The organism is Kitasatospora sp. NPDC085464, from assembly GCF_044541955.1.
Lineage (GTDB): Bacteria > Actinomycetota > Actinomycetes > Streptomycetales > Streptomycetaceae > Kitasatospora.
In genome coordinates, this window is record NZ_JBITTM010000051.1 from 36,707 (window position 1) to 58,611 (window position 21,905).

Consider the following 21,905-nt stretch of genomic DNA (forward strand, 5'->3'; position numbering starts at 1 on the left):
GGAGTGTGATGCAGCGGACGGAGGCAAGCGATCGGATCATCTGTATGCTCGCCGCCATGCCACCGACACCCGACGCCACCGCGCCGGGCGCCGCCGTGCCCGACCGGGAGGTGCCCGACCGGGGGCGCGGGGACGCCTGCCCCGGAGCGCTGCGACTGCACCAGGCCGACGACGGCGCCCTGGCCCGGATCCGCCTGCCCGGAGGCCTGCTGACGGACCGTCAGGCGCTCGCCCTGGCCGAGGCCGCCGAGGCCCTGGGCGACGGGGAGTTGGAGACCACCTCGCGCGGCAACGTCCAGCTGCGCGGCCTGGCGCCGCACTGCGCGGCGGACCTCGCGGAGCGGCTGCGCGCCGTCGGCCTGCTGCCCTCGGACACCCACGAGCGGGTCCGCAACATCGTCGCCTCGCCGCTGGCGGGGCTGGACGGCACGGACTCGGCCGATGTCCGGGCCTGGGTACGGGAACTGGACGCGCGGCTGTGCGCGAGCGACTGGGCGGCCGGGCTCTCCGGCAAGTTCCTGTTCGCGCTGGACGACGGGCGGGGTGACGTCGCGGCGCTCGACGCCGATGTGACATTGATCGCAGGCTCGGGGGCCGCCACCGCGGACCGCGACCGGCCCGCCCTGCTGCGCCTCGGGCGCGCGGGCCACGGGCGCCCGGTCGAGGCCGGGCAGGAGGTGACGGCCGTGCTGGACGCGGCCCGCTCCTTCCTGGACGCGCTGCGGACGAGCGGCCGCAAGGCCTGGCACTTGCGCGAGGTCCCCGAGTTGCTGCCCGCCGGCTCGGTGCCGCTGCCGGCCTTCGCCGGTGCGGCGCCCGCCGTGGGCGCGCTTCCCGGCGGGCTCTCGGTGGGCCTGCGCTTCGGCCGGGCGAGCGCCGCTCAGTGGCGGGCGCTGGTCGCCGCCGCGACGGCTTCGGCCGGTGAGCTGCGGCTGACGCCCTGGCGCGGTGCGGTCCTGCCCGGCGCCTCCGCCGACCTGCTGCCCGCGCTCGCCGGGGCCGGTTTCCGTACCGAGCCGGGCTCGCCCTGGGAGCGGGCCACCGCCTGCACCGGGCTGCCGGGGTGCGCCAAGTCGCTCGCCGACGTCCGCTCGGACGCGGCCCGGGCGCTGGACGCCGACCCCCGGTCCGCGGCCGGTGACGGGGTCCACGACGCGCTGCCCGTCCACTGGTCGGGCTGTGAACGGCGCTGCGGCCACCCGGCCGGGCGGTGGGTGGACGTGCTCGCCACGGGGCACGGCTACCGGGTGACGGTGAACGGACCGGCGGCTGCCCCCACGGCCGCCGAGGTGACGAACGAGGAGATGGCCGAGGCGGTCGCCGAGGCCAGGAGGACCACGAAGTGATCGAGTACGAGAAGGACGGCGCGTCCATCTACCGCCAGTCCTTTGCCACCATCCGCGCGGAGGCCGATCTGGCCGCCCTCCCGGCGGACGTCTCCCAGGTCGCGGTGCGGATGATCCACGCCTGCGGGATGGTCGACCTGGTCGAGGACCTGGTGTACTCGCCCGGCGTGGTCGCCTCCGCGCGCGCCGCGCTGCACGCTGGTGCGCCGATCCTCTGCGACGTCAACATGGTCGCGAGCGGGGTGACCCGCAAGCGGCTGCCCGCCGACAACGAGGTGATCTGCACCCTCACCGACCCGTCGGTGCCCGAGCTCGCCCGGAAGATGGGCAACACCCGGAGCGCCGCGGCCATGGAGCTGTGGCTGCCCCGGCTGGAGGGTGCGGTGGTCGCCGTCGGCAACGCGCCGACCTCGCTGTTCCGGCTGCTGGAGATGATCGAGGCGGGCGCGCCGCGCCCGGCTGCGGTGATCGGCGTCCCGGTCGGCTTCATCGGTGCCGCCGAGTCCAAGCAGGCCCTGGCCGAGCACCCCTCCGGCCTTGAGCACATGGTGGTGCGCGGCCGGCGCGGTGGCAGCGCGATCGCCGCCGCCGCCGTCAACGCGATTGCGAGCGAGGAAGAGTGACGGAGCATCAGAACGCCTCGGTCGGAAGGCTGTACGGTGTCGGGCTCGGCCCGGGCGACCCGTCGCTGGTGACCGTCCGCGCCGCCGAACTCATCGGCAAGGCCGACGTGGTGGCGTACCACAGCGCCCGCCACGGCCGGTCCATCGCGCGCTCGATCGCCGAGCGCTATCTGACTGGTGGTCAGATCGAGGAGAAGCTGGTCTACCCGCTCACCGTCGAGACCACCGACCACCCCGGCGGCTACCGGGGCGCGCTCGACGACTTCTACGAGGAGGCCGCCGCCCGGCTGGCCGCCCACCTGGACGCCGGCCGCGACGTCGTCGTCCTCGCCGAGGGCGACCCGCTCTTCTACGGCTCCTACCAGCACATGCACAAGCGGCTCGCGTACCGCTACCCGACCGAGGTCGTGCCCGGCGTGACCTCGGTCAGCGCCGCGGCGGCCCGGCTCGGACAGCCGCTGACCGAGGCCGAGGAGACGCTCACCGTCATCCCGGGCACGCTGCCCGAGGAGGAGCTGACGGCGCGGATCGCGTCGGCCGACTCCGCCGTGATCATGAAGCTGGGGCGCACCTTCCCGACCGTCCGCCGGGCCCTGGAGCGGGCGGGGCGGCTGGCGGACGCCCAGTACGTCGAGCGGGCCTTCATGGCGGGGGAGCGCATCGCGCCGCTCGCGGAGGTCGACGAGGAGACGGTGCCGTACTTCTCGGTCGCGGTGCTGCCGAGCAAGGTCGCGCCGCTGGAGCCCGAGGTCCGGCTGTCGGAGGGCACCGGCAGCGTGACCGTCGTCGGCACCGGGCCGGCCGGACCGCTCTGGCTCACCCCCGAGGCGCGCGGCGCGCTGGCCGAGGCCACCGACCTGGTCGGCTACACCACCTACCTGGCCCGGGTGCCGGAGCGCCCGGGGCAGCTCCGGCACGGCTCGGACAACAAGGTCGAGTCGGAGCGCGCCGAGTACGCGCTGGACCTCGCGCGGCGCGGGCACCGGGTCGCGGTGGTCTCCTCGGGCGACCCGGGCGTGTTCGCGATGGCCACCGCCGTGCTGGAGGTCGCCTGCGAGGAGGCCTACCGGGACGTACCGGTGCGGGTCCTGCCGGGGATGACCGCCGCCCACGCGGCCGCCTCCCGGGCCGGCGCCCCGCTCGGGCACGACTACGCGACGGTGTCGCTCTCGGACCGGCTCAAGCCCTGGGACGTGGTGGCCAAGCGGCTGCGCGCCGCCGCCGAGGCGGACCTGGTGCTCGCGCTGTACAACCCGGGCTCGCAGTCCCGCACGACCCAGGTCGGCCTCGCCCGGGACCTGCTGCTGGAGTACCGGGCGCCGGAGACGCCGGTGGTGATGGCCCGCGACGTCGGCGGGCCGACCGAGCGGGTGCGGATCGTCCGGCTCGGCGAGCTGGACCCGGCGCTGGTCGACATGCGGACGATCCTGCTGATCGGCTCCTCGCAGACCCGGGCGGTCGAGCGCGGCGGCGGCGTGGAGGTCGTCTGGACGCCCCGGCGGTACCCGGAGGCCGAGGGCCCCGCGGCGGAGTGACGGCGATCGACTGACGGATGACAGCTGACAGATTTCATCATCTGTCAGCTGTCATCCGTTTTCCGTCAGCCGTCAGCCGTCAGCCGTCAGCCGTCAGCGGGTCGGCTTGGCGAGCAGCAGCTCCGTGTTGTGGTCCTCGCCCGAGCCCAGCAGCGACGTCACCCGCCCGTTCGGGTCGTTGTACGACAGCTCGCGGTAGAGCGCCGCGAGGTTGGCGTCCGAGGTGCTGCCGAAGTCCGTGCCGTACGGCGCGGAGGACTCGATCAGCGTGGTGAACAGCGAGATCGTGGCGTCCCCGTTGTCCACGACCTCGATGATCCGGCCGTGCTGCGGGTAGTCGATGTGCGAGGCGGTGTTGATCTCCCAGAACGCCCGCTCCGGCACCGCGTGGCCGTGCGGCGTGATCTTGTTCATGTGGGTGTGCCCGTTCACCCACCCGACCACGTTCGGGTAGCGCTGCAGCAGCGCCACCAGCTCGTTGCCGTCGTGCCGCTTCTCGAAGATGTTCCGCGGGTCCGGCAGCAGGTTGCCCATGCTGGTGCTGGTGTGGTGGCTGAAGACCAGGATCAGGTCGTCCGTGCTGCCGCCCGTCACCCGGTTCCCGTTGGTGTCGTACCAGTGCCCGCTGTGCGCCTTCAACTGCTGCTCCAGCCAGCGCAGTTGCGCGGTGCCCAGCGAACCGTCGGCGAACCCGGCCTGGTTGGTGGTGTCCAGGCTGATGCCGACCACCTTCTCCGAGATGCGGAAGGTGTAGTAGAGCTTCCCGCTGCCCACCATGTCCGAGGTGAAGCCGTGCCCGTACGGGCCCGCGCCGGTGGCGGCCGGGTCCAGGTGGGCCTTGGCGAACTCCTTGAGCGTGAACGGCTTCCGGCGCTCGTCGGGGGTGATCCGGCGCACCGCCTCGCCGTTGGCGATCAGCTTGGCGAGCAGCAGCACGGCACCCGCCGGGTCGCGGCGCAGCGAGTCCATCAGCTGGGCGGCGGTGGCGTCGTCGCAGCCCTCCAGCTTGTACTGACCGGTGTAGAGGTCGTTGAGCAGTCCGAGGTCCGGCAGGGTGCCCTCGATGCTGTCGTCGTGGTTGCCGACCGTCGTGTACCAGGGCGTGCGCAGGCCCGGCGCGTCGAAGGGGCGCCCGGCGGCGGAGAGGAAGCCCGGCACCTGCGGGAAGCCCTTGGCCTTGTAGCCGTCGCTGTAGGCGAGTTCGGGGTTCCAGTAGGCCGCGTTGCCGGAGTTCTGCACGCCCTCGTAGCGGTTCGGGTCGCCGGTGTTCTGGGCCAGTCGGCCACCGCCCATGACCTTGAGGTACCAGTCGAGCTCGGCCAGTTCGTGGTTGTCGGTGTTGTCGCCGGTGGCCATCACCATGCTGAACGGCATCCCGGTGTAGGGGCCGCCGGCGAGCGAGTTGACCCGCTCGACGAGGGCCGACACACCGCGGGCGTTCAGGGCCTCCTGCGGCCGGTAGGCGCTGCCGTTGAACCGGGCCAGGTACTCGAAGCGCACCGGGGACTCGGTGTCCACCAGGTGCAGGTCGCTGAACTGGACGAAGCTGGCGAGGCCGGTGCGGCGGTCGTCCCGACCGGAGCCCGCCGCCGCCAGGTCGCCGCGCACCACCAGCGGCCAGCCCGGACCGGCCGTCAGCCGCTTGTAGCCGCCGGTACCGACGGGCGTGGCCACCTGCTCCAGGGTGGTCCCGGTGACTCTGACCGCCCGCGCGGCCGTGGCCGCCAGCGCCTGGTCGCGTGCCGCGGCCGAGGCGAACTGTGCGCCGCCGAGCGACAAGGCCGACCATGCTGCGGCCACCGACGTACCGGTGAGGAACGTACGCCGACTCATCCCTGCCACAGAAAACCCCCACATAGTGATGGCCCGGCAGGGCGGACAACCCGTGCACCGGACCGACGTGTCATGAACCCGCATCTGGCGGACGGCCAGATTACTCACTGGTAGGCCGCGGGACGAGACCCGTGCAGAGAACTCTTCGGGAACGGATCGGAAGGACTCCTCCGCAAGTCGCACACGGCGCCCCGGCGGCCCGTGCCGCCACTCGCGCTCCGCCTGCCGCTCGCGCTCCGCCCGCTACGGGCCGCCGCCCCGCCACAGCCCGCCGCCGGCCACCGCCCGCCACCGCCCGCCGTCGGTCACCGCCGGTCACCCCGGTCGGGCCCCGCCCGGGCGAGTGGGGGAAAATCGGCGGCGGCGGCCGAGGTGGCCGCCCGGGAAGACGGGACGGCGCGGGGCGCCGTCGGAAGCGAGGCGCAGGTGGCCGCAGCGGGAGCCGATGGCGGAGCCCAGGCGGGGGCCGGGGCGGGCGGCCGGGCCGGGCAGCTGAAGAGCAGCGGCCTGCGGCACGGCTGGACGACGGGTGCCTGCGCCACCGCCGCCACCAAGGCCGCGTACACCGCGCTGCTCACCGGCGAGTTCCCCGACCCCGTGGCCGTCACCCTGCCCAAGGGCCAGCAGCCCTCCTTCGCCCTCGCCGCCGAGGAACTGGGGACGGACGGGCGGTCCCACGCCACGGCCGGGGTGGTCAAGGACGCCGGTGACGACCCCGACGTCACGCACGGCGCGCTGATCCGGTCGACCGTCCGGGCCGGGGAGCCCGGCGCCGGGGTGGTGTTCCGGGCCGGTCCCGGGGTGGGGACGGTCACCAAGGCCGGCCTGCCGCTGCCCGTCGGCGAGCCGGCGATCAACCCGGTGCCCCGGCAGATGATCCGGGACGCCGTCGCCGAGGTGGCCGCCGAGTTCGGCGGCACCGGGGACGTGGTGGTCGAGATCTCCGTCGACCACGGCGAGGAGATCGCCCGCTCGACCTGGAACCCGCGGCTCGGCATCCTCGGGGGCCTGTCGATCCTCGGGACCACCGGGATCGTCGTCCCCTACTCCTGTTCGGCCTGGATCGACTCCATCCGCCGCGGCGTGGACGTGGCCCGGGCGGCGGGGCGCACGCACGTGGCCGGCTGCACCGGCTCGACCTCGGAGAAGGTCGCGGTCGCGGTGCACGGGCTGCCCGAGGACGCGCTGCTCGACATGGGCGACTTCGCCGGTGCCGTGCTCAAGTACCTGAAGCGCCACCCGGTGCCCCGGCTGACCATCGCGGGCGGCTTCGCCAAGCTGTCCAAGCTCGCGGCCGGCCACCTCGACCTGCACTCGGCGCGCTCCCAGGTGGACAAGGGGTACCTGGCCGAACTGGCGCGGCGCGGTGGGGCGGACGAGGCGCTGGCCGCGGCGGTGGCGGCCGCCAACACCGGTCTGGAGGCGGTGCAGCTGTGCCGTGCGGCCGGGGTTCCGCTCGGGGACCTGGTCGCCGAGGCGGCGCGGGCGACGGCGCTCGGCGTGCTGCTGGGCTCGCCCGTCGCGGTGGACGTCATCTGCATCGACCGCGCCGGAACCGTCGTCGGCCGGGCGGAGCCGCTGGGCCCGTGACATCGTCACGACTGTCATGGGAGCGTGACAACGCCGCGTGGTGATGTGAAGATCTGACGGCCATACAAGGAGAGAAACGGACAAAAGGAGCGCCATGCCGCCCTTGGTTTCCGTTGCCATCTCAACCATGAGATATGGTCTGGCGAGTGACAGGCGACTATCTCACCCGTATCGGCACCCTCATCCGCACCGCGCGTCAGCACCGTGGCTGGTCCCAGGCGCAGCTCGGAGAGGCACTCGGCACCAGCCAGAGCGCGGTCAACCGCATCGAACAGGGCAAGCAGAACGTCAGCCTTGAGATGATCGCTCGCATCGGCGAAGCCCTCGACAGCGAGATCGTCTCCCTCGGCTACTCCGGCCCGATGCACCTGCGGGTCGCCGGCGGCACCCGGCTCTCCGGCGCGATCGACGTCCGCAGCAGCAAGAACGCCTGCGTCGCGATCCTCTGCGCCTCGCTGCTGACCACCGGTCGCACCACGATCCGCAGCGTCGCCCGGATCGAGGAGGTCTACCGCATCCTCGAAGTGCTCACCAGCATCGGCGTCAAGAGCCGCTGGATCAACGACGGCCGCGACCTCGAACTCACCCCGCCCGCCGAGCTGGACCTCGCCGCGATGGACGTCGAGGCCGCCCGCCGCACCCGCAGCGTGCTGATGTTCCTCGGCCCGCTGATGCACCGCGCCGAGCACTTCGAGATCCCGTACGCGGGCGGCTGCGACCTCGGCACCCGCACCGTCCAGCCGCACCTGACCGCGCTGCGCCGCTTCGGCCTGGAGGTCGCCACCACCGGCGGCGCCTACCACGCCTCGGTCCAGCCGGGCGTGCCGATGGACCGCCCGATCGTGCTGACCGAGCGCGGGGACACCGTCACCGAGAACGCCCTGCTGGCCGCCGCGCGCCACGACGGCGTGAGCGTCATCCGCAACGCCTCGCCCAACTACATGGTCCAGGACCTCTGCTTCTTCCTGGAGGAGCTGGGCGTCAGGATCGAGGGCATCGGCACCACCACCCTCACCGTGCACGGCGTCCCGCAGATCACCCGCGACGTCGACTACACCCCGGCTGAGGACCCGGTGGAGGCGATGAGCCTGCTCGCCGCCGCCGTCGTCACCTCCTCCGAACTGACGATCCGCCGGGTGCCGATCGAGTTCCTGGAGATCGAGCTCGCGGTGCTCGAAGGCATGGGCCTCGACTACGACCGCACCCCCGAGTACCGGGCCCACAACGGCCACACCCGTCTGGTCGACCTCACGGTGCGCCCCTCCAAGCTGACCGCGCCGATCGACACCATCCACCCGATGCCGTTCCCCGGCATCAACATCGACAACGTGCCGTTCTTCGCCGCCATCGCCGCGGCCGCCCACGGCACCACGATGATCCACGACTGGGTCTACGACAACCGCGCGATCTACCTCACCGAGCTGACCCGCCTCGGCGCGGACGTCAAGCTCCTCGACCCGCACCGCGTGCTGGTCCAGGGCCCCACCCGCTGGCGCGCCGCCGAGATGATGTGCCCGCCCGCGCTGCGCCCGGCCGTCGTCATCCTCCTCGCGATGCTCGCCGCCCAGGGCACCTCCGTCCTGCGCAACGTGTACGTCATCAACCGCGGTTACGAGGACCTGGCCGAGCGCCTCAACTCGATCGGCGCCCGGATCGAGACCTTCCGCGACATCTGACGCACAGTCATCGACGTCATCACCGCCATCCTGCCGGCCGGCCTCACGCGTTGAGCCCGGTCAGCAGGATCGCCACGTCCAACCCGGTGTTCAGGTACTCCGTGAACACCGGGTTGTTCAGTGCCCAGGGCGAACGCCGCTCCCGCACCAGCCGGACCGCCTCACCGGTGTCCCGGCCGAGCCCGACCAGTGCCTGCGTCACCACCAGGCCCGAGCGGTTGTAGCCCGAGTGGCAGCGCACCAGCGTCCGGCGGCCCCGGCGGACGGCCGCCGTCGTGAGCTCCGCCGCCTCCTGCACCGCCAGCAGTTGGCCGGGGGAGAGCGGATCGTCCGGCACCTCCCGGACGACGTGCTCCACCCCCGGTGCCGGGCCGTGGCCGGGCAGCGTGAACAGGCTGACCACCAGGTCGAACTCGTGCCGGACGACGGCGGGTTCCAGCTCGCCGCCGGGTGGGGTGAAGTAGTGCCCGCCCATCCAGAGCCCGGGGACGATCTCGTTCCACCGGTCCGACGGTCCGGGGGTGCCGCGTTCCTTCTGGCGGGTCCGCACCGGTGCTCCCTCCCGGCCGACCCGTCCGGCGCTACTCGCCGGTGGTGCCGTCGAGGTGTTCGCGCAGGAGGTCGGCGTGGCCGTTGTGGCGGGCGTACTCCTCGATCATGTGGGTGACGATCCAGCGCAGCGAGAAGACCTCCTCGCCGTGGTGGCCCAGGACGTCCAACGACTCGGCGGCGGCGACGAGTTCCCGGGCGTGGTCGCATTCGCCGCGCCAGGTCGCGAAGGCCTCGTCCGGGTCTGCGGTGTCGACGTCGAACTCGGCGAAGGAGCCGTCGGGGTGCTTCCAGAATCCGGGCGCCTCCTCGCCGGCGAGGACGTTGCGGAACCAGCCGCGCTCCATCTCGGCGAGGTGCCGGACCAGGCCGAGCAGGGAGAGTCCGGAGGGTTCCAGCACCCGGGCGCGGAGCTGCTCGGTCGTCAGACCGGCGCACTTCATCGCGAGGGTGTCCCGCTGGTAGTCCAGGAAGCCTGCCAGGGTGGCGCGTTCGTCGGCGGTCTGCGGGGTCCGGGTGCGCTGATCGTCGCTCATCGGGCCATCCTGCCGGGCGGACGGCACCGCCGCCCGGCTTTTCCACGGACCGGACTCAGCCGAGCCGCTCCAGCCAGTGCACCGCGCCCGCCACGTCCGGAACGACCGGCACGCCGTCCGGCACCGGGGGGCGCTCCACGATGACGACGGGCAGCCGGAGCCCGCGGGCGGCGGTCAGCTTGGGCGCGGTCGCGGCGCCGCCGCTGTCCTTGGTGACCAGGACGTCGATGCGGTGCGCGCGCAACAGCGCCTCCTCGCCCTGGACCGTGAACGGGCCGCGGTCCAGCAGGACTTCGAAGGAGGGCGGCAGCGGCGGCTCGGGCGGGTCGACCGAGCGGGCGATGAAGTGGACCCCGTCGACGTGGGCGAAGGCGGCGATGCCCTGCCGTCCGGTGGTGAGCAGGACCCGCTCACCGCGCCGCGGCAGCAGGTCGGCCGCCGCGGCGAGCGAGGGGACGGGGAGCCAGCGGTCCCCCTCCACGGGGGTGAAGCCGGGGCGCCGGAGCACCAGCAGCGGTACGCCGGTGGCGGCCGCCGCGAGGGCCGCGTTCTGCGACATGCCGGACGCGAACGGGTGGGTGGCGTCGACGACGGCGTCCACCCGCTCGGCGCGCAGCCAGTCGGCCAGACCCTCCGGGCCGCCGAACCCGCCGATCCGCACCTCCCCGGCGGGCAGTCGGGGGTTGGCGACCCGGCCGGCCAGCGAGCTGGTGACCCGCAGGGCCGGCCGGCCGTCGAGGGCGGCGGCCAGCTCCCGGCCCTCCGTCGTCCCGCCGAGGACGAGCAGGTGGCGCATCACGACCCGCAGGGCTCGTGCGGCCGCTCGCGGTCCGCCGAGTAGAGGTGGCTGTCGCGGAACTGCTCGGCGGCCAGCGTCCGGCCGACGAGGATGACGGCGGTGCGGACCACGCCCGCCGCCTTGACCTGCCCGGCGATGTCGCCGACGGTGCCGCGCAGCACCAGCTCGTCCGGGCGGCTGGCCATCGCGACGACGGCGGCCGGGCAGTCGGCGCCGTAGTGCGGGAGCAGCTGCTCGACCACGTCGTCCACGTACCCGGCGGCCAGGTGCAGCACCAGCAGGGCGCCGCTGCGGCCGAGGGTGGCGAGGTCCTCGCCCTCGGGCATGGGCGTGGCGCGCTTGGCGATCCGGGTGAGGATGACGGTCTGGCCGACGGTCGGCACGGTCAACTCCCGCTTCAGCGCGGCTGCGGCGGCGGCGAAGGCGGGCACGCCGGGGACGACCTCGTACGGGATGCCCACCGCGTCCAGGCGGCGCATCTGCTCGGCGACCGCGGAGAAGACGGACGGGTCGCCGGAGTGCAGCCGGGCCACGTCCTTGCCCTGGTCGGACGCGCCGGTCATCTCGTCGATGATCATGGCCAGGGTCAGGTTGGCGGTGTCGACCAGGCGGGCGCCGGGCGGGCACTCGGCCAGGAGCTCCTCCGGGACGAGGCTGCCGGCGTACAGGCAGACCTCGGCGCGGGCCAGGAGCCGCTGGGCGCGCAAGGTGATCAGGTCGGCGGCACCCGGGCCGGCTCCGATGAAGTAGACGGTCACGAGGCGTCCTCCTGGCGGGTGTTGGGCGTGCCGGTTTCGGGTTTGACGGCGGACCACTGGGTGACCGGCATGGCCTGGCGCCAGCCGGTGAAGCCGCCCACCGGGACGGCGTGGGCGACGGCCAGCTTGACGAGCTCGCCGCCGTGCCGCCGGTACCACTCGGTGAGCAGCGCCTCGGACTCCAGGGTCACGGTGTTGGCGACCAGTCGGCCGCCCGGGCGCAGAGCGGCCCAGCAACCGTCCAGCAGGCCGGGCGCGGTGAGGCCGCCGCCGATGAACACGGCGTCGGGGGTGGGGAGTTCGGCGAGCGCGGCGGGGGCGCGGCCGGTCACTACGCGCAGTCGGGGCACGCCGAGCGCGGCGGCGTTGCGGGTGATCCGCTCGGCGCGCACCGGGTCGCGCTCGACGCTGACGGCCTGGCAGTCGCGGTGGGCGCGCAGCCACTCGATGGCGATCGAGCCCGAGCCGCCGCCGACGTCCCAGAGCAGCTCGCCGGGGGAGGGGGCGAGCGTGGCGAGGGTGGCGGCTCGGACGTGGCGCTTGGTGAGCTGTCCGTCGCTCTCGTACGCGGCGTCGGGCAGGCCGGGGACGAGGGAGCTGCGGGGGCCGTCGCCGAGGTCGACGGCGATGAGGTTCAGTGCGTCGCCGGGCGGGTGCGGCCAGCCGTCGGCCGGGCCGTCCAGGTGCCGTTCGGCGGGGGAGCCGAGCTGTTCGAGGACCCGCAGTCGGGCGGTTCCGTAGCCGCGCGCGGTGAGCAGCGCGGCGACGGCGGCCGGGGTGGCGGCGTCGGCGCTGAGCACCAGCAGGCGGCGGCCGGGGTGGAGGGTGAGCGCGAGGGTGTCCAGCGGGCGGCCGACCAGGCTGACCACCTCGGTCGCCTCCAGCGGCCAGCCGAGCCGGGCGCAGGCGTGGGAGACGGAGGAGGGGTGCGGCAGGACGCGCAGCCGCTCGGCGCCGAGGGTCTCGGCGAGGGTGCGGCCGATGCCGTAGAACATCGGGTCGCCGCTGGCCAGGACGGCGACGCGGCGGTCGGCGTGGGCGGCGAACAGGGCGGGGACGGCGGGGCGCAGCGGGGACGGCCAGGGGACGCGCTCGGCGGTGACCTCCTCCGCGGGGAGCAGGTCCAGCTGGCGGGGGCCGCCGACGACCACCTCGGCGTTTTGCAGCGCGGCCCGGGAGGTGGCGGCGAGGCCGGGCCAGCCGTCGGCCCCGATCCCGACGACGGTGATCGGGGGTGGCAGCTCGGGCACCGGGTGGCTCCTCGTCGTTCGGTCCTGGGTCCAGCGATCCTGCTGGTCGGGGCAGCCTACCTGGCGATATCCGGGTGGGTCCGGGGGGTCAGCCGACTGCCGGCGGGCAACGGAGAACAGCTGACAGATTTCAAACTCTGTTCGCTGAAATCTGAAACCTGAAAGCTGTCACCTGTCACCTGTCACCTGTCCGCCCAGTCCCCCGACGCGATCAGCGCCGGCCGCTCCCGGAGCCGCGCCGCCACGGCCGGCCCGGCGAGGTAGACCCACGCGTCCCGCGACCCGCCCGCCGCCGTCCGCACCGCCAGCCGCCGCCGCACGTACAGCCCGGTTCCGTCCGCCCGGCACTCCTCCAGCAGGTCCAGGTCCGCCAGTGCTCCGGCGTACGCGCCCGGGCGTACGGTGATCAGCTCGCCCAGGATCCGGCGCCCGGGCGTCGCATCGGGCAGCGCGTACGGGAAGCCGGGGCCCGCGTGCAGCGCGGCGCCCTCCAGCACCGCCGGGCGGATGTCCGCACAGCGTCCGGCCAGGTGCACCGCGTGGTTCCGGCCGCCGCTGCGCAGGGTTCCGTAGACGAAGAAGGGCAGGTCCTCGTCGGATGCGGACACGGGTTCGACCTCCTGGCTGGGGAGCGCCCACGGTACGTGCTCCGGTCCGATTCGTGATACCGACTGGCGCACCGGGCCGTCGATGCGCTGTCATATCGGATGTTCGGCCAGCACCATTCAAGGGGGACACACATGACACCGCCCGCTTCCTCACAACCGGCCACCACCCCCGACCCGCCGTCCGACGCCATCCCCACCCCGGTCGACGTCGCCGTCCCCTCCCCGCTCGGCGACGCCGCCGCCACCCCGGTCGACGACGCCGTCCCCAGCCCGCTGGGCGACGCCGTCCCCTCCCTGCGCAAGGACACCCGCCCGGCCGCCCGCCTGGGCGGCGCGGTCTGGCTCGCCCTCGCCGTGGTCTACGTCGTCTGGGGCTCGACCTACCTGGCGATCCGGATCGCGGTGGAGACGATGCCCTCCTTCCTCTCCGCCGCCGCCCGCTTCCTCGTGGCAGGGCTTCTGCTGACCGGCTACCTGCTGGTGCGTCAGGGCCCGGCCGGGCTGAAGGTGAGCGGGCGCCAGCTGGCCTCCTCCGCCCTGGTCGGCGTGCTGCTGCTGACCGGCGGGAACGGACTGGTGGTCCTGGGCGAGACCTCGGTCCCGTCCGGCCTGGCGGCCCTGCTGGTGGCCGCCGTCCCGCTGTGGATGGTGGTGCTGACGTCCTTCGGCGGCGAGCGTCCGAAGCCGGCCGAACTCGTCGGTGTGCTGCTCGGGCTGGTCGGCCTCGGGGTGCTCTCGGCCCCGGCGATCGGCGGGTCCGTCGAGCCGCTCGGCGTGATCCTGATCATCTGCGCCACGCTGCTCTGGGCGTCCGGCTCGTTCGCGAGCAAGAAGGTCCCGATGCCGGGCAACGTGCTGGCCGCGAGCGCCTACCAGATGCTGGCCGGCGGCCTCTGCGATCTGGTGATCGGCCTGGTCCGCGGCGAGCAGCACGGGCTGGACCCGGCAGCCGTCTCCGGCCGCTCCTGGCTGGCCCTCGCCTACCTGGTGCTGTTCGGCTCGCTGCTCGCCTTCACCGCGTACGCCTGGCTGCTGCGCTCGGCGCCACTGACACTGGTCGCCACCTACGCGTACGTGAACCCGGTGGTCGCCGTGCTGCTGGGCTGGCTGATCCTGGCCGAGCCGCTGACCGGCCCCACCCTGGCGGGCGGGGCGATCGTGGTCGCGGGCGTCTGCCTGGTGGTGAGCGTCAGCCGGCGGCCGCGGCGCGGTCCGTCGTCGACGCCTCCGGCGAAGGGCGTGTCCGCGCGCCGGTGAGGTGACGAGCCGCCGTCGGGGTGACGGGTGCGGGGCCGCCCCCGAGCTTCCGGCTCGCGGGGGCGGCCCCGGTTCGTGCAGGTCGGAGGCGCGGGGCCGAGGCCCGGATCAGAAGGCGTGCGGGGGCTTCCCCGTCCACCAGTTGCCGGGTGCGTCGGGGTCGCGGCTGGTCCAGTACTCGATGATCGCGTTGGTGAACTCGGTCGCGGACAGCACGCCGTCGCCGTCGGTGTCGAGGTGGCGGAAGGCCTCGTCGGCGTCGTCGCGGCACAGGCCGGCGAAGTGGCCGCGCTGGAAGACGAAGAACTCGCCGGCGTCCACCGTTCCGCTGCGGTCGGCGTCGGCGACGGCGAGGAAGGCCTCGGCGAGTGCCCCGAGGATGTCCCGGGCGGCCTCGGGGTCGTCGACGAGCGAGCCGGTCGAGGCGACGAACTGCTGCCGGGTGATCGCCTCGGTGCCGGCGGGCAGCCGCGCGAGGTGCAGGTCGTGCCAGATCGTCAGGTAGGCGCGGACGATGACGGCTTCCGCCTCCGAGCCCTCCTGGTGCCCGAGCGAGCGGGCCACCGAGTGGCCCATCAGGACGTGGTCCCGTTCGGTGATGAGGCCGTCGCCGTCGGCGTCGAGGTGGTCGAAGCCGTGGTTGATCTTTGCGATGAGAAGGTCGTCCGACAATGTGTCCCCTCGGCTGGCGGTTCCTGGGTCTCCTACGTCACATCGCCTGCACGCTAACGCCTCGGGTTGCGCTCGCGCAGCCGAACGAAGGGCGAACGCAGGGCCGTGCCGCCCCGCGCCCCGCAGCCCTCAGTCGACCTGGTGGTCGGCCCAGACGTACGTCTCCGGCAGCAGGTCCGCCACCGGAACGGTACGCAGGTCGGCCCCCTGCCCGACGACGATCCGCACCTCCGGGAAGTAGTCCAGCAGTACCTGGCGGCAGCGCCCGCACGGCGGGATCACCCCGCGCTCCCGGTCGCCGACCGCCACGACGGTGGTGAGCTCGTACGCCCCCTGCCCGGCCGCCGCGCCGATGAGCACCAGCTCTGCGCACGGCCCGCCGGTGAAGTGGTAGGCGTTCAGGGCGGTGACGATCCGCCCGTCGGCATTGCGCCCGGCCGCCGCCACGGTGTGGTTGTCACCGCGCGCGTACCGCCGCGCCACCTCCAGCGCCGCCGCGACGAGCTCCTCGTCCACGGGCGCCCCGTTGCCGCTCGCCGTGTCCGCCGCATTCGTCGTGTTCACCATGTTCGTCGCACCTTGCTCTCCGGTCGGACCTGACAGGGCCGGATCATGATCCACCCGCCGTCGATCGTGCCACCCCTTTTGCCGCCGCCTCCCCCCGTGTCCCCGCCGCCTCCACCCCCGCGCCCTCAGTGCGCCGACGCCAGCAGCTCCCGGGTGTAGTCGGTGTGCGGCGCGGCGAACAGCCGGTCCCGGTCGGTGGACTCCACCAGCCGGCCCCCGTGCATCACCGCCACCCGGTCGCAGAAGTGCCGGACCACGGCCAGGTCGTGGGAGACGAACAGGAAGGCCACGCCGAGGCGTTCACGCAGCTCCATCAACAGGTTGAGCACCTGCGCCTGCACCGACACGTCGAGCGCCGAGACCGGCTCGTCCGCGATGATCAGCCGCGGCCGGGGCGCCAGGGCCCGGGCGATGCCGATCCGCTGGCGCTGCCCGCCGGAGAACTCGTGCGGGTAGCGGTCCAGGTGCGCGGCCTCCAGCCCGACCTGCTCCAGCAGTTCGGCGGAGCGCTCCCGCCGTTCGGGCGCGGTCAGCGGGGTGTGCAGGCGCAGCGGGGTGTCGAGGGTCTGGGCGACGGTGCGGCGCGGATTGAGCGAGGCGTACGGGTCCTGGAAGACCAGCTGGATCTCGCGGCCGAGGCGGCGTCGCAGCTCCCGGTCCGGGCGGGTGACGTCCCGGCCGTCGTACGAGACCCGTCCGCCGGTGGGTCGTTGCAGGCCGGCCAGGACCCGCGAGGTGGTGGACTTGCCGGAGCCCGACTCGCCGACCAGGCCGACCGTCTCGCCGGGCGCGATCCGCAGGCCCACGCCCTCGACCGCCCGGACCGGCTCGGCCCGCAGGCCGGGGAGACGCCGCCGCCCGGGGAAGTGCACGGTGAGGTCGTCCACCTCGACCAGCCACCGCGCGGGCCGCTCGACGACCCTCGGCCGGAACGACCGCCGAGGTGACGGGTCGTCGACTGTCGGCAGAGCCGTGCCGGGTACGGAGTCGAGGCGGAGCGCCGCTCCCACCAGCGCCCGGGTGTACGGCTCGCGCGGTGCGGCCAGCAGGTCGGCGGTCGGCGCGGACTCGACCCGGACGCCGCCGCGCAGCACCAGCGTGCGGTCCGTCGTCCCGGCCACCACGCCCAGGTCGTGGCTGACCAGCAGCACCGCGGTGCCGTGCTCGCGCTGCAACTCGCCCAGCAGGTCGAGGACCTGCCGCTGGACGCGGGCGTCCAGGGCGGTGGTCGGCTCGTCGGCGATCAGCAGCTGTGGGTCGTTCATCAGCGCCATCGCGATCATCACGCGTTGCCGCATCCCGCCCGAGAACCGGTGCGGGTGGTCGCGCACCCGGGCCGCCGGGATGCCGACCCGGTCGAGCATCTCGACCGCCCGCCGACGGGCTTCGGCGCGGCCCGCCCCGGGGTGGTGCAGGCGGTACGCCTCGGCGAGTTGGGCGCCGACACCGTGGAAGGGGCTGAGCGAGGTGAGCGCGTCCTGGAAGACCAGGGCGGCCCGGCCGCCCCGCACCGCGCGCAGCGTCGCCTCCCCGGCGCCGACCAACTCCTGTCCGCCCAGCCGGATCGAACCGGAGACGGTGGTGGTGCGCGGGTCGTGCAGGCCGAGGACGGCGAGGCCGACCGTCGACTTGCCCGAGCCCGATTCGCCGACCAGGCCCAGGACTTCACCCGGGGCGAGGTCGAAGGACAGCCCTTGGACGGCGGTCACCGGCGGGCCGCCGCGCGGGCCGGCGAAGCTGACGGTCAGGTCGCGGACGCTCAGCACCGGCTCGGCCGTGCCCCGGTCGAGACCCGGCACGGCACCGTCGGCGCCGACACCCGTGGCGGCGGCGGTGGCAGTGGCCGTGCCGGCGGACCTCGTGCCGGCGGACCTCGTGCCGGCGGCCCTCGTGGCAGTGGACTTCATCGAACCGTTCCCCTCAGCTCAGCCGGACACGCGGGTCGAGCCAGGCCACCGCGAGGTCGGCCAGCGCGACGAACAGCACCACGAAGCAGGCGGCCAGCAGCACCGCGCCGACGACGGCGGGCAGGTCCTGCCCGGCGACGGCCTGCGCGGCGAACCGCCCGACCCCGTTCAGCCCGAACACCGTCTCGGTGATCACCGCCCCGCCGAGCAGCGCCCCGGCCTCCAGCCCGAGCAGCTGCACGAGCGGCCCGGCGGCGCCGCGCGAGGTGTACTTGAGGTGGGCGCGCAGCCGCCCGAGCCCCTTGCCGCGGGCCGTGCGGACGTACTCCTCGTTCATCGTCTCCAGCAGCTGCGAGCGCGAAAGCCGCGCGAACACGGCCGAGTTGACGAAGCCGAGGACGACCCAGGGGAGCAGCATCCCGCCCGCCCAGGCCGCCGGGTCCTCGCCCGGCGGGGTGTAGGAGGGCAGCGGCAGCAGGCCGGTGGAGTAGACCAGGAGCCACTGGGCGATGTACCCGAGGAAGTAGATCTGCACGCTGGCGCCGACCAGGGTGAAGCCGGAGAGCAGCCGGTCGGTCCGCCGTCCGTGCCGCAGCGCGGAGACGAATCCGGTGCCGAGGCCGAGCACCAGCAGGACGGCCAGGGCCCCGGCGGTCAGCGAGAAGGTGACCGGCAGGTGGTCGGCCAGGGCCTCGCTGACCGGCTGGTGCAGCCGGTAGGAGTAGCCGAGGCAGGGTGCGGCGCAGTGGACGGTCGAGCCGTCCACGTCGTCGATGTCCCGGCCGGCGACGATCCCGGCCAGGTAGTCGGTGTACTGGGCGACGAGCGGCTGGTCCAGGCCCATGCTCCGGCGCACCGCTGCGACCTGCCCGCTGTCGCAGCGCGGACCGCAGGCGGCGCGGGCCGGGTCGGCGGGCGCGGCGTAGAAGAGGGCGAAGGCGGCGGCGGAGACCGCGACCAGGACGGCGAGGGCCTGGGCGGTCCGCCGCAGGACGAAGGAGAGCATGGCCGATCCGGGGGAGGGGTGGCAGGGGAGGGAGACGGCGGGACCTCAAGGCCTCAAGACCTCAAGACCTCAAGGGGCCTCAAGACCTCAGGACTTGAGGCCTTCAGACTTCAGAGCTTCAGGACTTCAGGTACAGCCAGGCCAGCGACACCGTCCCGTAGATCGGGTGGATGAACGCCCCGCCGACGTTGCTGCCGTGCAGCTGGCTGACGGTCGGGTAGGCGAACGGCAGCACCGGCACGTCCTTCATCACCGTCTGCTCCAGCGCGTACAGCTCCTTGGCCTTGGCGCGCGGCTCGCCGATCCGGTTGATCCGGTCGATCTCCGCGTCCACCGCCGGATTGCGGTAGCGCGCGGAGTTGATGTCTCCGCCGGCACGCCCGTCGAAGGAGAACGGGACCAGCGTGGACGGCGTGGGCCAGTCGACCGACGAGGTCTCCTCGAACAGGTCGTACGGGGAGTCGGCGCGGTGCACCTCGTCCAGGAAGGCCTTGGGATCGATCGGCTTGGGCACGACGGCGATTCCCGCCTTGGCGAAGCCGTCGACCAGCACCTGCGCGACGCGCTGCCCGTTCGGCGTGTTCCTGTACGCGTAGGTCAGGCTGCCCGGGGCCTGCTCGGCCTTGGCGAGCTCGGCCCCGGCCGCCTCCGGGTCGCCCTCGGGCTTGGCCGGGTACAGGTCGTACTTCTGCCAGTCGATCAGCGCGGGCGAGCTGAGCGTGGTGGCGAGTTCGCCGGTGCGGGCGCCGCCCTGGACCTGGCGGGCCTGCTGGCGCGGGTAGGCCAGGTGCAGCGCCTTGCGGACCTCGACGTCCGGCACCCGCTCGTTGTTGATCACCAGCTGGGTGACGAAGGCGCCCTGCCGGCCGGAGACGACCAGCTCGCGGGCCTTCGGGTCGGTGTCGGTCGTCTGGTACAGCTCGGGGGAGAGGGTGTCGGCGGCCGTGGTGGCGTCGGCGCCGCCGTCCCGTCCGGAGAGGATCTCCTGGTTGAGGTTGAGCGCCTCCTTGCCGTACGTGAAGACGAACCGCTCCGGGTACTGGTTGCGGATCGGGTCGGTCTCGGGCTTCCAGGCCGGATTCCGCTCCAGCACCATGCGGGTGTTCTGGACGTGCTCGACGATCCGGTACGGGCCGGTGGCGAACGGCTGCCGGTCGTAGTCCGTCCCGGTGTCCTTGTCCCGGCGCACCGGTGAGGAGGAGGACTGGGCGGCCATGTACGGCACGTCGGCCTGCGGCTGCGGGAAGTGGAAGACGACGGTGCGCTCGTCCGGCGTCTCGATCGCGGCCAGGTCGCCGTCCTGCGGGCCCTTGTACGCGGCCCGCGCCGCCTCGTAGTCGGCCGCGCCGGTGAGCCACTGCGGCCAGTAGGGCGGGCCGACCTCGTAGCCCTTGCCGAAGGTGCGCTCGATGCCGTACTTGACGTCCTGGGCGGTGATCGGCTTGCCGTCCTCCCAGGCCACGCCCTGCTTGAGCCGGTACGTCCAGGTGCGCCCGCCGTCGGTCGGGGTGCCGGTGTCGGTGGCCAGGTCGCCGACCAACTTGGCCTTGCCGTCAATGACCTGATACTGCGTCAGTTGACGCCCCCAGAGCAGCGAGGCGTTGTAGGTGGCCCCGGCGTAGACCTTCTGCGGGTCGAGGTGGCGGAACTCGACGCTGTTGTACACGTTGACCGTGCCGCCCGCACGGGCGCCCGGGACGGCGGGGGCGGGGCCGGCGCTCTCCTGTTCGGTGCCGAGCGTGGCGGTCAGCGGGGAGGTCTCCTTGGCGGAGGCCCCGGTGCCGGCGGAGCCGGTGCTGCCCGCGCCGGCCGAGCAGGAGGTCGCCAGCAGGGCGGTGGCGATGACGGCGAGGGACGGTCGGGTCCAGCGCATGGCGAATCTCTCCTCGCCCCGGCGGATCGCGCCGGGAGGGTTCGGGTGACGAACGGAAACGAACGGAAGGGGGCGAACGGGACAGAACAGAACAGAAGGAAAAGGAAAGGCGGAGCAGGGTGCGCGGATCGCTCAACGGGTGCCGGAGCGCGGGTCCAGCGCGTCCCGGACGGCGTCGCCGAGCAGGTTGAAGGCGATCACGAACAGCAGCAGTGCCACCCCGGGGAAGGCCAGGTACGTCGGGTCGGCCCGGAAGACCTCGGAGCCGCGCGAGATCATCCGCCCCCAGTCCGGGACGGGCTCGGTGATGCCGACGCCGAGGAAGGACAGCGCGGCCTCGGAGGCGACGTACGTCGGCACCGCCATGGTGGCGTGCACCAGGAGCTGTGACCGGACGTTCGGCAGCAGTTCGCGGACGACGACGTGGAAGCGGCTCGCGCCCTGGGCTCGGGCGGACTGCACGAAATCCCTTTCCCGGAGCGAGCGCACGGCGGCTCGCAGGGAAAGCGCGAGCGGAATCCAGCCGAACGCGGAGAAAACCAGGACCAGCACCAGGAACTGCATCCACTCCGGTTCCGCGGTGCCCGGATCGACCAGTCGGGACTCGACGACCGGGCTGAGCGCGAGCAGCAGGAGCAGTGTCGGAAAGGCCAGCAGCACATTGGCGAGGAATCCGAACAGCCGGTCCGCGATTCCGCCGAGATAGCCGACCGCGACACCGGCCAGGACGCCCAGGGCGGTGGTCACGGTGGCGGCGGCGAGAGCGATCAGCAGCGAGGTGCGGATGCCGTAGAGCAGCTGGGTGAGGACGTCCCGGCCGAGCCCGGGCTCCAGGCCGAACCAGAAGTCGCCGGAGATCCCGCCGTTCGGCAGCATCGGCAGGCCGCCGTCACTGAGCAGGCCCGGAGTGTCCTGGCCGTAGTGCTCGACCGGATTCCGCCCGTACAGCGCGGCGATCAGCGGGCCCGCCGCGGCGAGCAGCAGGAACAGCAGTACGACGGCCAGCGCGGCGGCACCGACCCGGTCCCGCAGGAGCCGGCGGAGCAGGCCCGGGGCCGCGGGGGTCGCGGGCCCGGCCGCGCGGACTGGGACTGTGTCGACCGCTGCCATGAGGCATGACCCCCGAATTCTCCGCCGCCCCGTGGGTGGGGGTGCGCTGGTGTGCATTTCCGGTACGGCATCCGGGGGTTTCCCGGGGCCGTTCGAGCGCCATTCGATCGGATGCGTCCGACGTTCCGCAAATCGCTTCCGGAGGCTCTCCGGGGAATTCCTGCGGGATTGTTTCGGGAATTGTGGCGGCTTCATTTCGCCGAAACAACGGCGTTGCAGGGGAACGGACATATCCCATGAAACCGGACCGGCCGTTCCGCATTCTGAGACCTCCGCCACAGTCCCTCCGATGTTGGTACGATCCCGGTGGGCTGCGACTGGCGCGTAGGGATGGAATCAACCATCGGGAAGCGGCCTCGTGAAACCTCACGTGAAGTTGCCGAGCGCCTGGGCCATCCGCAATCCCCACC

The 21,905-nt window shown here is 73.4% G+C and carries 19 protein-coding genes and 1 riboswitch; of the genes, 6 read left to right on the forward strand and 13 right to left on the reverse strand.

Annotation, left to right across the window (positions count from 1 at the left end):
* The first annotated feature begins 56 nt into the window (after window positions 1–56).
* Genes ACIGG8_RS34600 through ACIGG8_RS34610 form a run of 3 tightly spaced genes read left to right on the forward strand, consistent with a single transcriptional unit; the run spans window position 57 to window position 3,504 of the window.
* Window positions 57–1,346 (forward strand): hypothetical protein, encoded by a 1,290-nt coding sequence (locus tag ACIGG8_RS34600; RefSeq protein ID WP_396552593.1) that lies wholly within the window; start codon window positions 57–59, stop codon window positions 1,344–1,346.
* A complete protein-coding gene (locus ACIGG8_RS34605; RefSeq protein WP_350524196.1) occupies window positions 1,343–1,969 on the forward strand; it encodes a precorrin-8X methylmutase in 627 nt (208 codons plus the stop codon). Before ACIGG8_RS34600 ends, ACIGG8_RS34605 begins: the two co-directional genes overlap by 4 nt.
* Window positions 1,966–3,504, forward strand: coding sequence for a precorrin-2 C(20)-methyltransferase (locus ACIGG8_RS34610; protein WP_396552594.1), 1,539 nt, complete (start codon window positions 1,966–1,968; stop codon window positions 3,502–3,504). The genes ACIGG8_RS34605 and ACIGG8_RS34610 overlap by 4 nt, the downstream gene beginning before the upstream one ends.
* A 93-nt stretch (window positions 3,505–3,597) precedes the next feature.
* Here the strand turns inward: ACIGG8_RS34610 and ACIGG8_RS34615 are convergent, their stop codons facing one another.
* Window positions 3,598–5,337 carry a TIGR03767 family metallophosphoesterase gene (locus ACIGG8_RS34615; protein WP_396552595.1) on the reverse strand — a complete coding sequence of 580 codons (1,740 nt, stop codon included), beginning with the start codon at window positions 5,335–5,337 and terminating at the stop codon, window positions 3,598–3,600.
* 426 nt (window positions 5,338–5,763) lie between these two features.
* On the opposite strand from ACIGG8_RS34615, the gene ACIGG8_RS34620 reads away from it, so the two are divergent.
* Both ACIGG8_RS34620 and ACIGG8_RS34625 read left to right on the forward strand, forming a co-directional pair.
* Entirely contained in the window at window positions 5,764–6,927 is a 1,164-nt protein-coding gene (locus ACIGG8_RS34620; RefSeq protein ID WP_396552596.1) for a cobalt-precorrin-5B (C(1))-methyltransferase, read from the forward strand.
* A 146-nt stretch (window positions 6,928–7,073) separates the two neighbouring features.
* Entirely contained in the window at window positions 7,074–8,603 is a 1,530-nt protein-coding gene (locus ACIGG8_RS34625; protein WP_350524200.1) for a UDP-N-acetylglucosamine 1-carboxyvinyltransferase, read from the forward strand.
* 43 nt (window positions 8,604–8,646) lie between these two features.
* Here the strand turns inward: ACIGG8_RS34625 and ACIGG8_RS34630 are convergent, their stop codons facing one another.
* The 6 genes from ACIGG8_RS34630 to ACIGG8_RS34655 all read right to left on the reverse strand — a co-directional run bounded on the left by ACIGG8_RS34630 (window position 8,647) and on the right by ACIGG8_RS34655 (window position 13,103).
* Window positions 8,647–9,153, reverse strand: a complete 507-nt coding sequence (locus tag ACIGG8_RS34630) for a protein phosphatase (protein WP_396552597.1) — start codon at window positions 9,151–9,153, stop codon at window positions 8,647–8,649.
* 31 nt (window positions 9,154–9,184) lie between these two features.
* Entirely contained in the window at window positions 9,185–9,688 is a 504-nt protein-coding gene (locus ACIGG8_RS34635) for a DinB family protein (RefSeq protein ID WP_396552598.1), read from the reverse strand.
* A 55-nt stretch (window positions 9,689–9,743) separates the two neighbouring features.
* Window positions 9,744–10,484, reverse strand: coding sequence for a cobalt-precorrin-6A reductase (locus ACIGG8_RS34640; RefSeq protein ID WP_396552613.1), 741 nt, complete (start codon window positions 10,482–10,484; stop codon window positions 9,744–9,746).
* Complete coding sequence (gene cobM / locus ACIGG8_RS34645) at window positions 10,484–11,245, reverse strand: precorrin-4 C(11)-methyltransferase (RefSeq protein ID WP_396552599.1); 762 nt, start codon at window positions 11,243–11,245, stop codon at window positions 10,484–10,486. Before cobM ends, ACIGG8_RS34640 begins: the two co-directional genes overlap by 1 nt.
* A complete protein-coding gene (gene cbiE, locus ACIGG8_RS34650; protein WP_396552600.1) occupies window positions 11,242–12,495 on the reverse strand; it encodes a precorrin-6y C5,15-methyltransferase (decarboxylating) subunit CbiE in 1,254 nt (417 codons plus the stop codon). Before cbiE ends, cobM begins: the two co-directional genes overlap by 4 nt.
* Before the next feature lie 182 nt (window positions 12,496–12,677).
* Window positions 12,678–13,103 (reverse strand): gamma-glutamylcyclotransferase family protein, encoded by a 426-nt coding sequence (locus ACIGG8_RS34655; RefSeq protein ID WP_396552601.1) that lies wholly within the window; start codon window positions 13,101–13,103, stop codon window positions 12,678–12,680.
* Window positions 13,104–13,235: 132 nt separating this feature from the next.
* Here ACIGG8_RS34655 and ACIGG8_RS34660 point away from each other — a divergent pair, with 132 nt between their 5' ends.
* Complete coding sequence (locus ACIGG8_RS34660) at window positions 13,236–14,360, forward strand: EamA family transporter (RefSeq protein WP_396552602.1); 1,125 nt, start codon at window positions 13,236–13,238, stop codon at window positions 14,358–14,360.
* Between the two features lie 108 nt (window positions 14,361–14,468).
* On the opposite strand, the gene ACIGG8_RS34665 is transcribed toward ACIGG8_RS34660, so the two are convergent.
* The 6 genes from ACIGG8_RS34665 to ACIGG8_RS34690 all read right to left on the reverse strand — a co-directional run bounded on the left by ACIGG8_RS34665 (window position 14,469) and on the right by ACIGG8_RS34690 (window position 21,495).
* Window positions 14,469–15,032, reverse strand: coding sequence for an EF-hand domain-containing protein (locus ACIGG8_RS34665; protein WP_396552603.1), 564 nt, complete (start codon window positions 15,030–15,032; stop codon window positions 14,469–14,471).
* A gap of 129 nt (window positions 15,033–15,161) precedes the next feature.
* Entirely contained in the window at window positions 15,162–15,599 is a 438-nt protein-coding gene (locus tag ACIGG8_RS34670) for a cytidine deaminase (RefSeq protein WP_350524209.1), read from the reverse strand.
* A gap of 125 nt (window positions 15,600–15,724) precedes the next feature.
* On the reverse strand, window positions 15,725–17,506 hold the full coding sequence (locus tag ACIGG8_RS34675) for a dipeptide ABC transporter ATP-binding protein (protein WP_396552604.1): 1,782 nt from the start codon (window positions 17,504–17,506) through the stop codon (window positions 15,725–15,727).
* A gap of 13 nt (window positions 17,507–17,519) precedes the next feature.
* Window positions 17,520–18,512 (reverse strand): ABC transporter permease, encoded by a 993-nt coding sequence (locus tag ACIGG8_RS34680; protein WP_396552605.1) that lies wholly within the window; start codon window positions 18,510–18,512, stop codon window positions 17,520–17,522.
* A gap of 118 nt (window positions 18,513–18,630) precedes the next feature.
* Window positions 18,631–20,385, reverse strand: coding sequence for an ABC transporter substrate-binding protein (locus ACIGG8_RS34685; protein ID WP_396552606.1), 1,755 nt, complete (start codon window positions 20,383–20,385; stop codon window positions 18,631–18,633).
* A gap of 132 nt (window positions 20,386–20,517) precedes the next feature.
* Window positions 20,518–21,495, reverse strand: a complete 978-nt coding sequence (locus tag ACIGG8_RS34690; protein WP_396552607.1) for an ABC transporter permease — start codon at window positions 21,493–21,495, stop codon at window positions 20,518–20,520.
* 303 nt (window positions 21,496–21,798) lie between these two features.
* Window positions 21,799–21,895, forward strand: a riboswitch (ZMP/ZTP riboswitch).
* Window positions 21,896–21,905 lie beyond the last annotated feature (10 nt).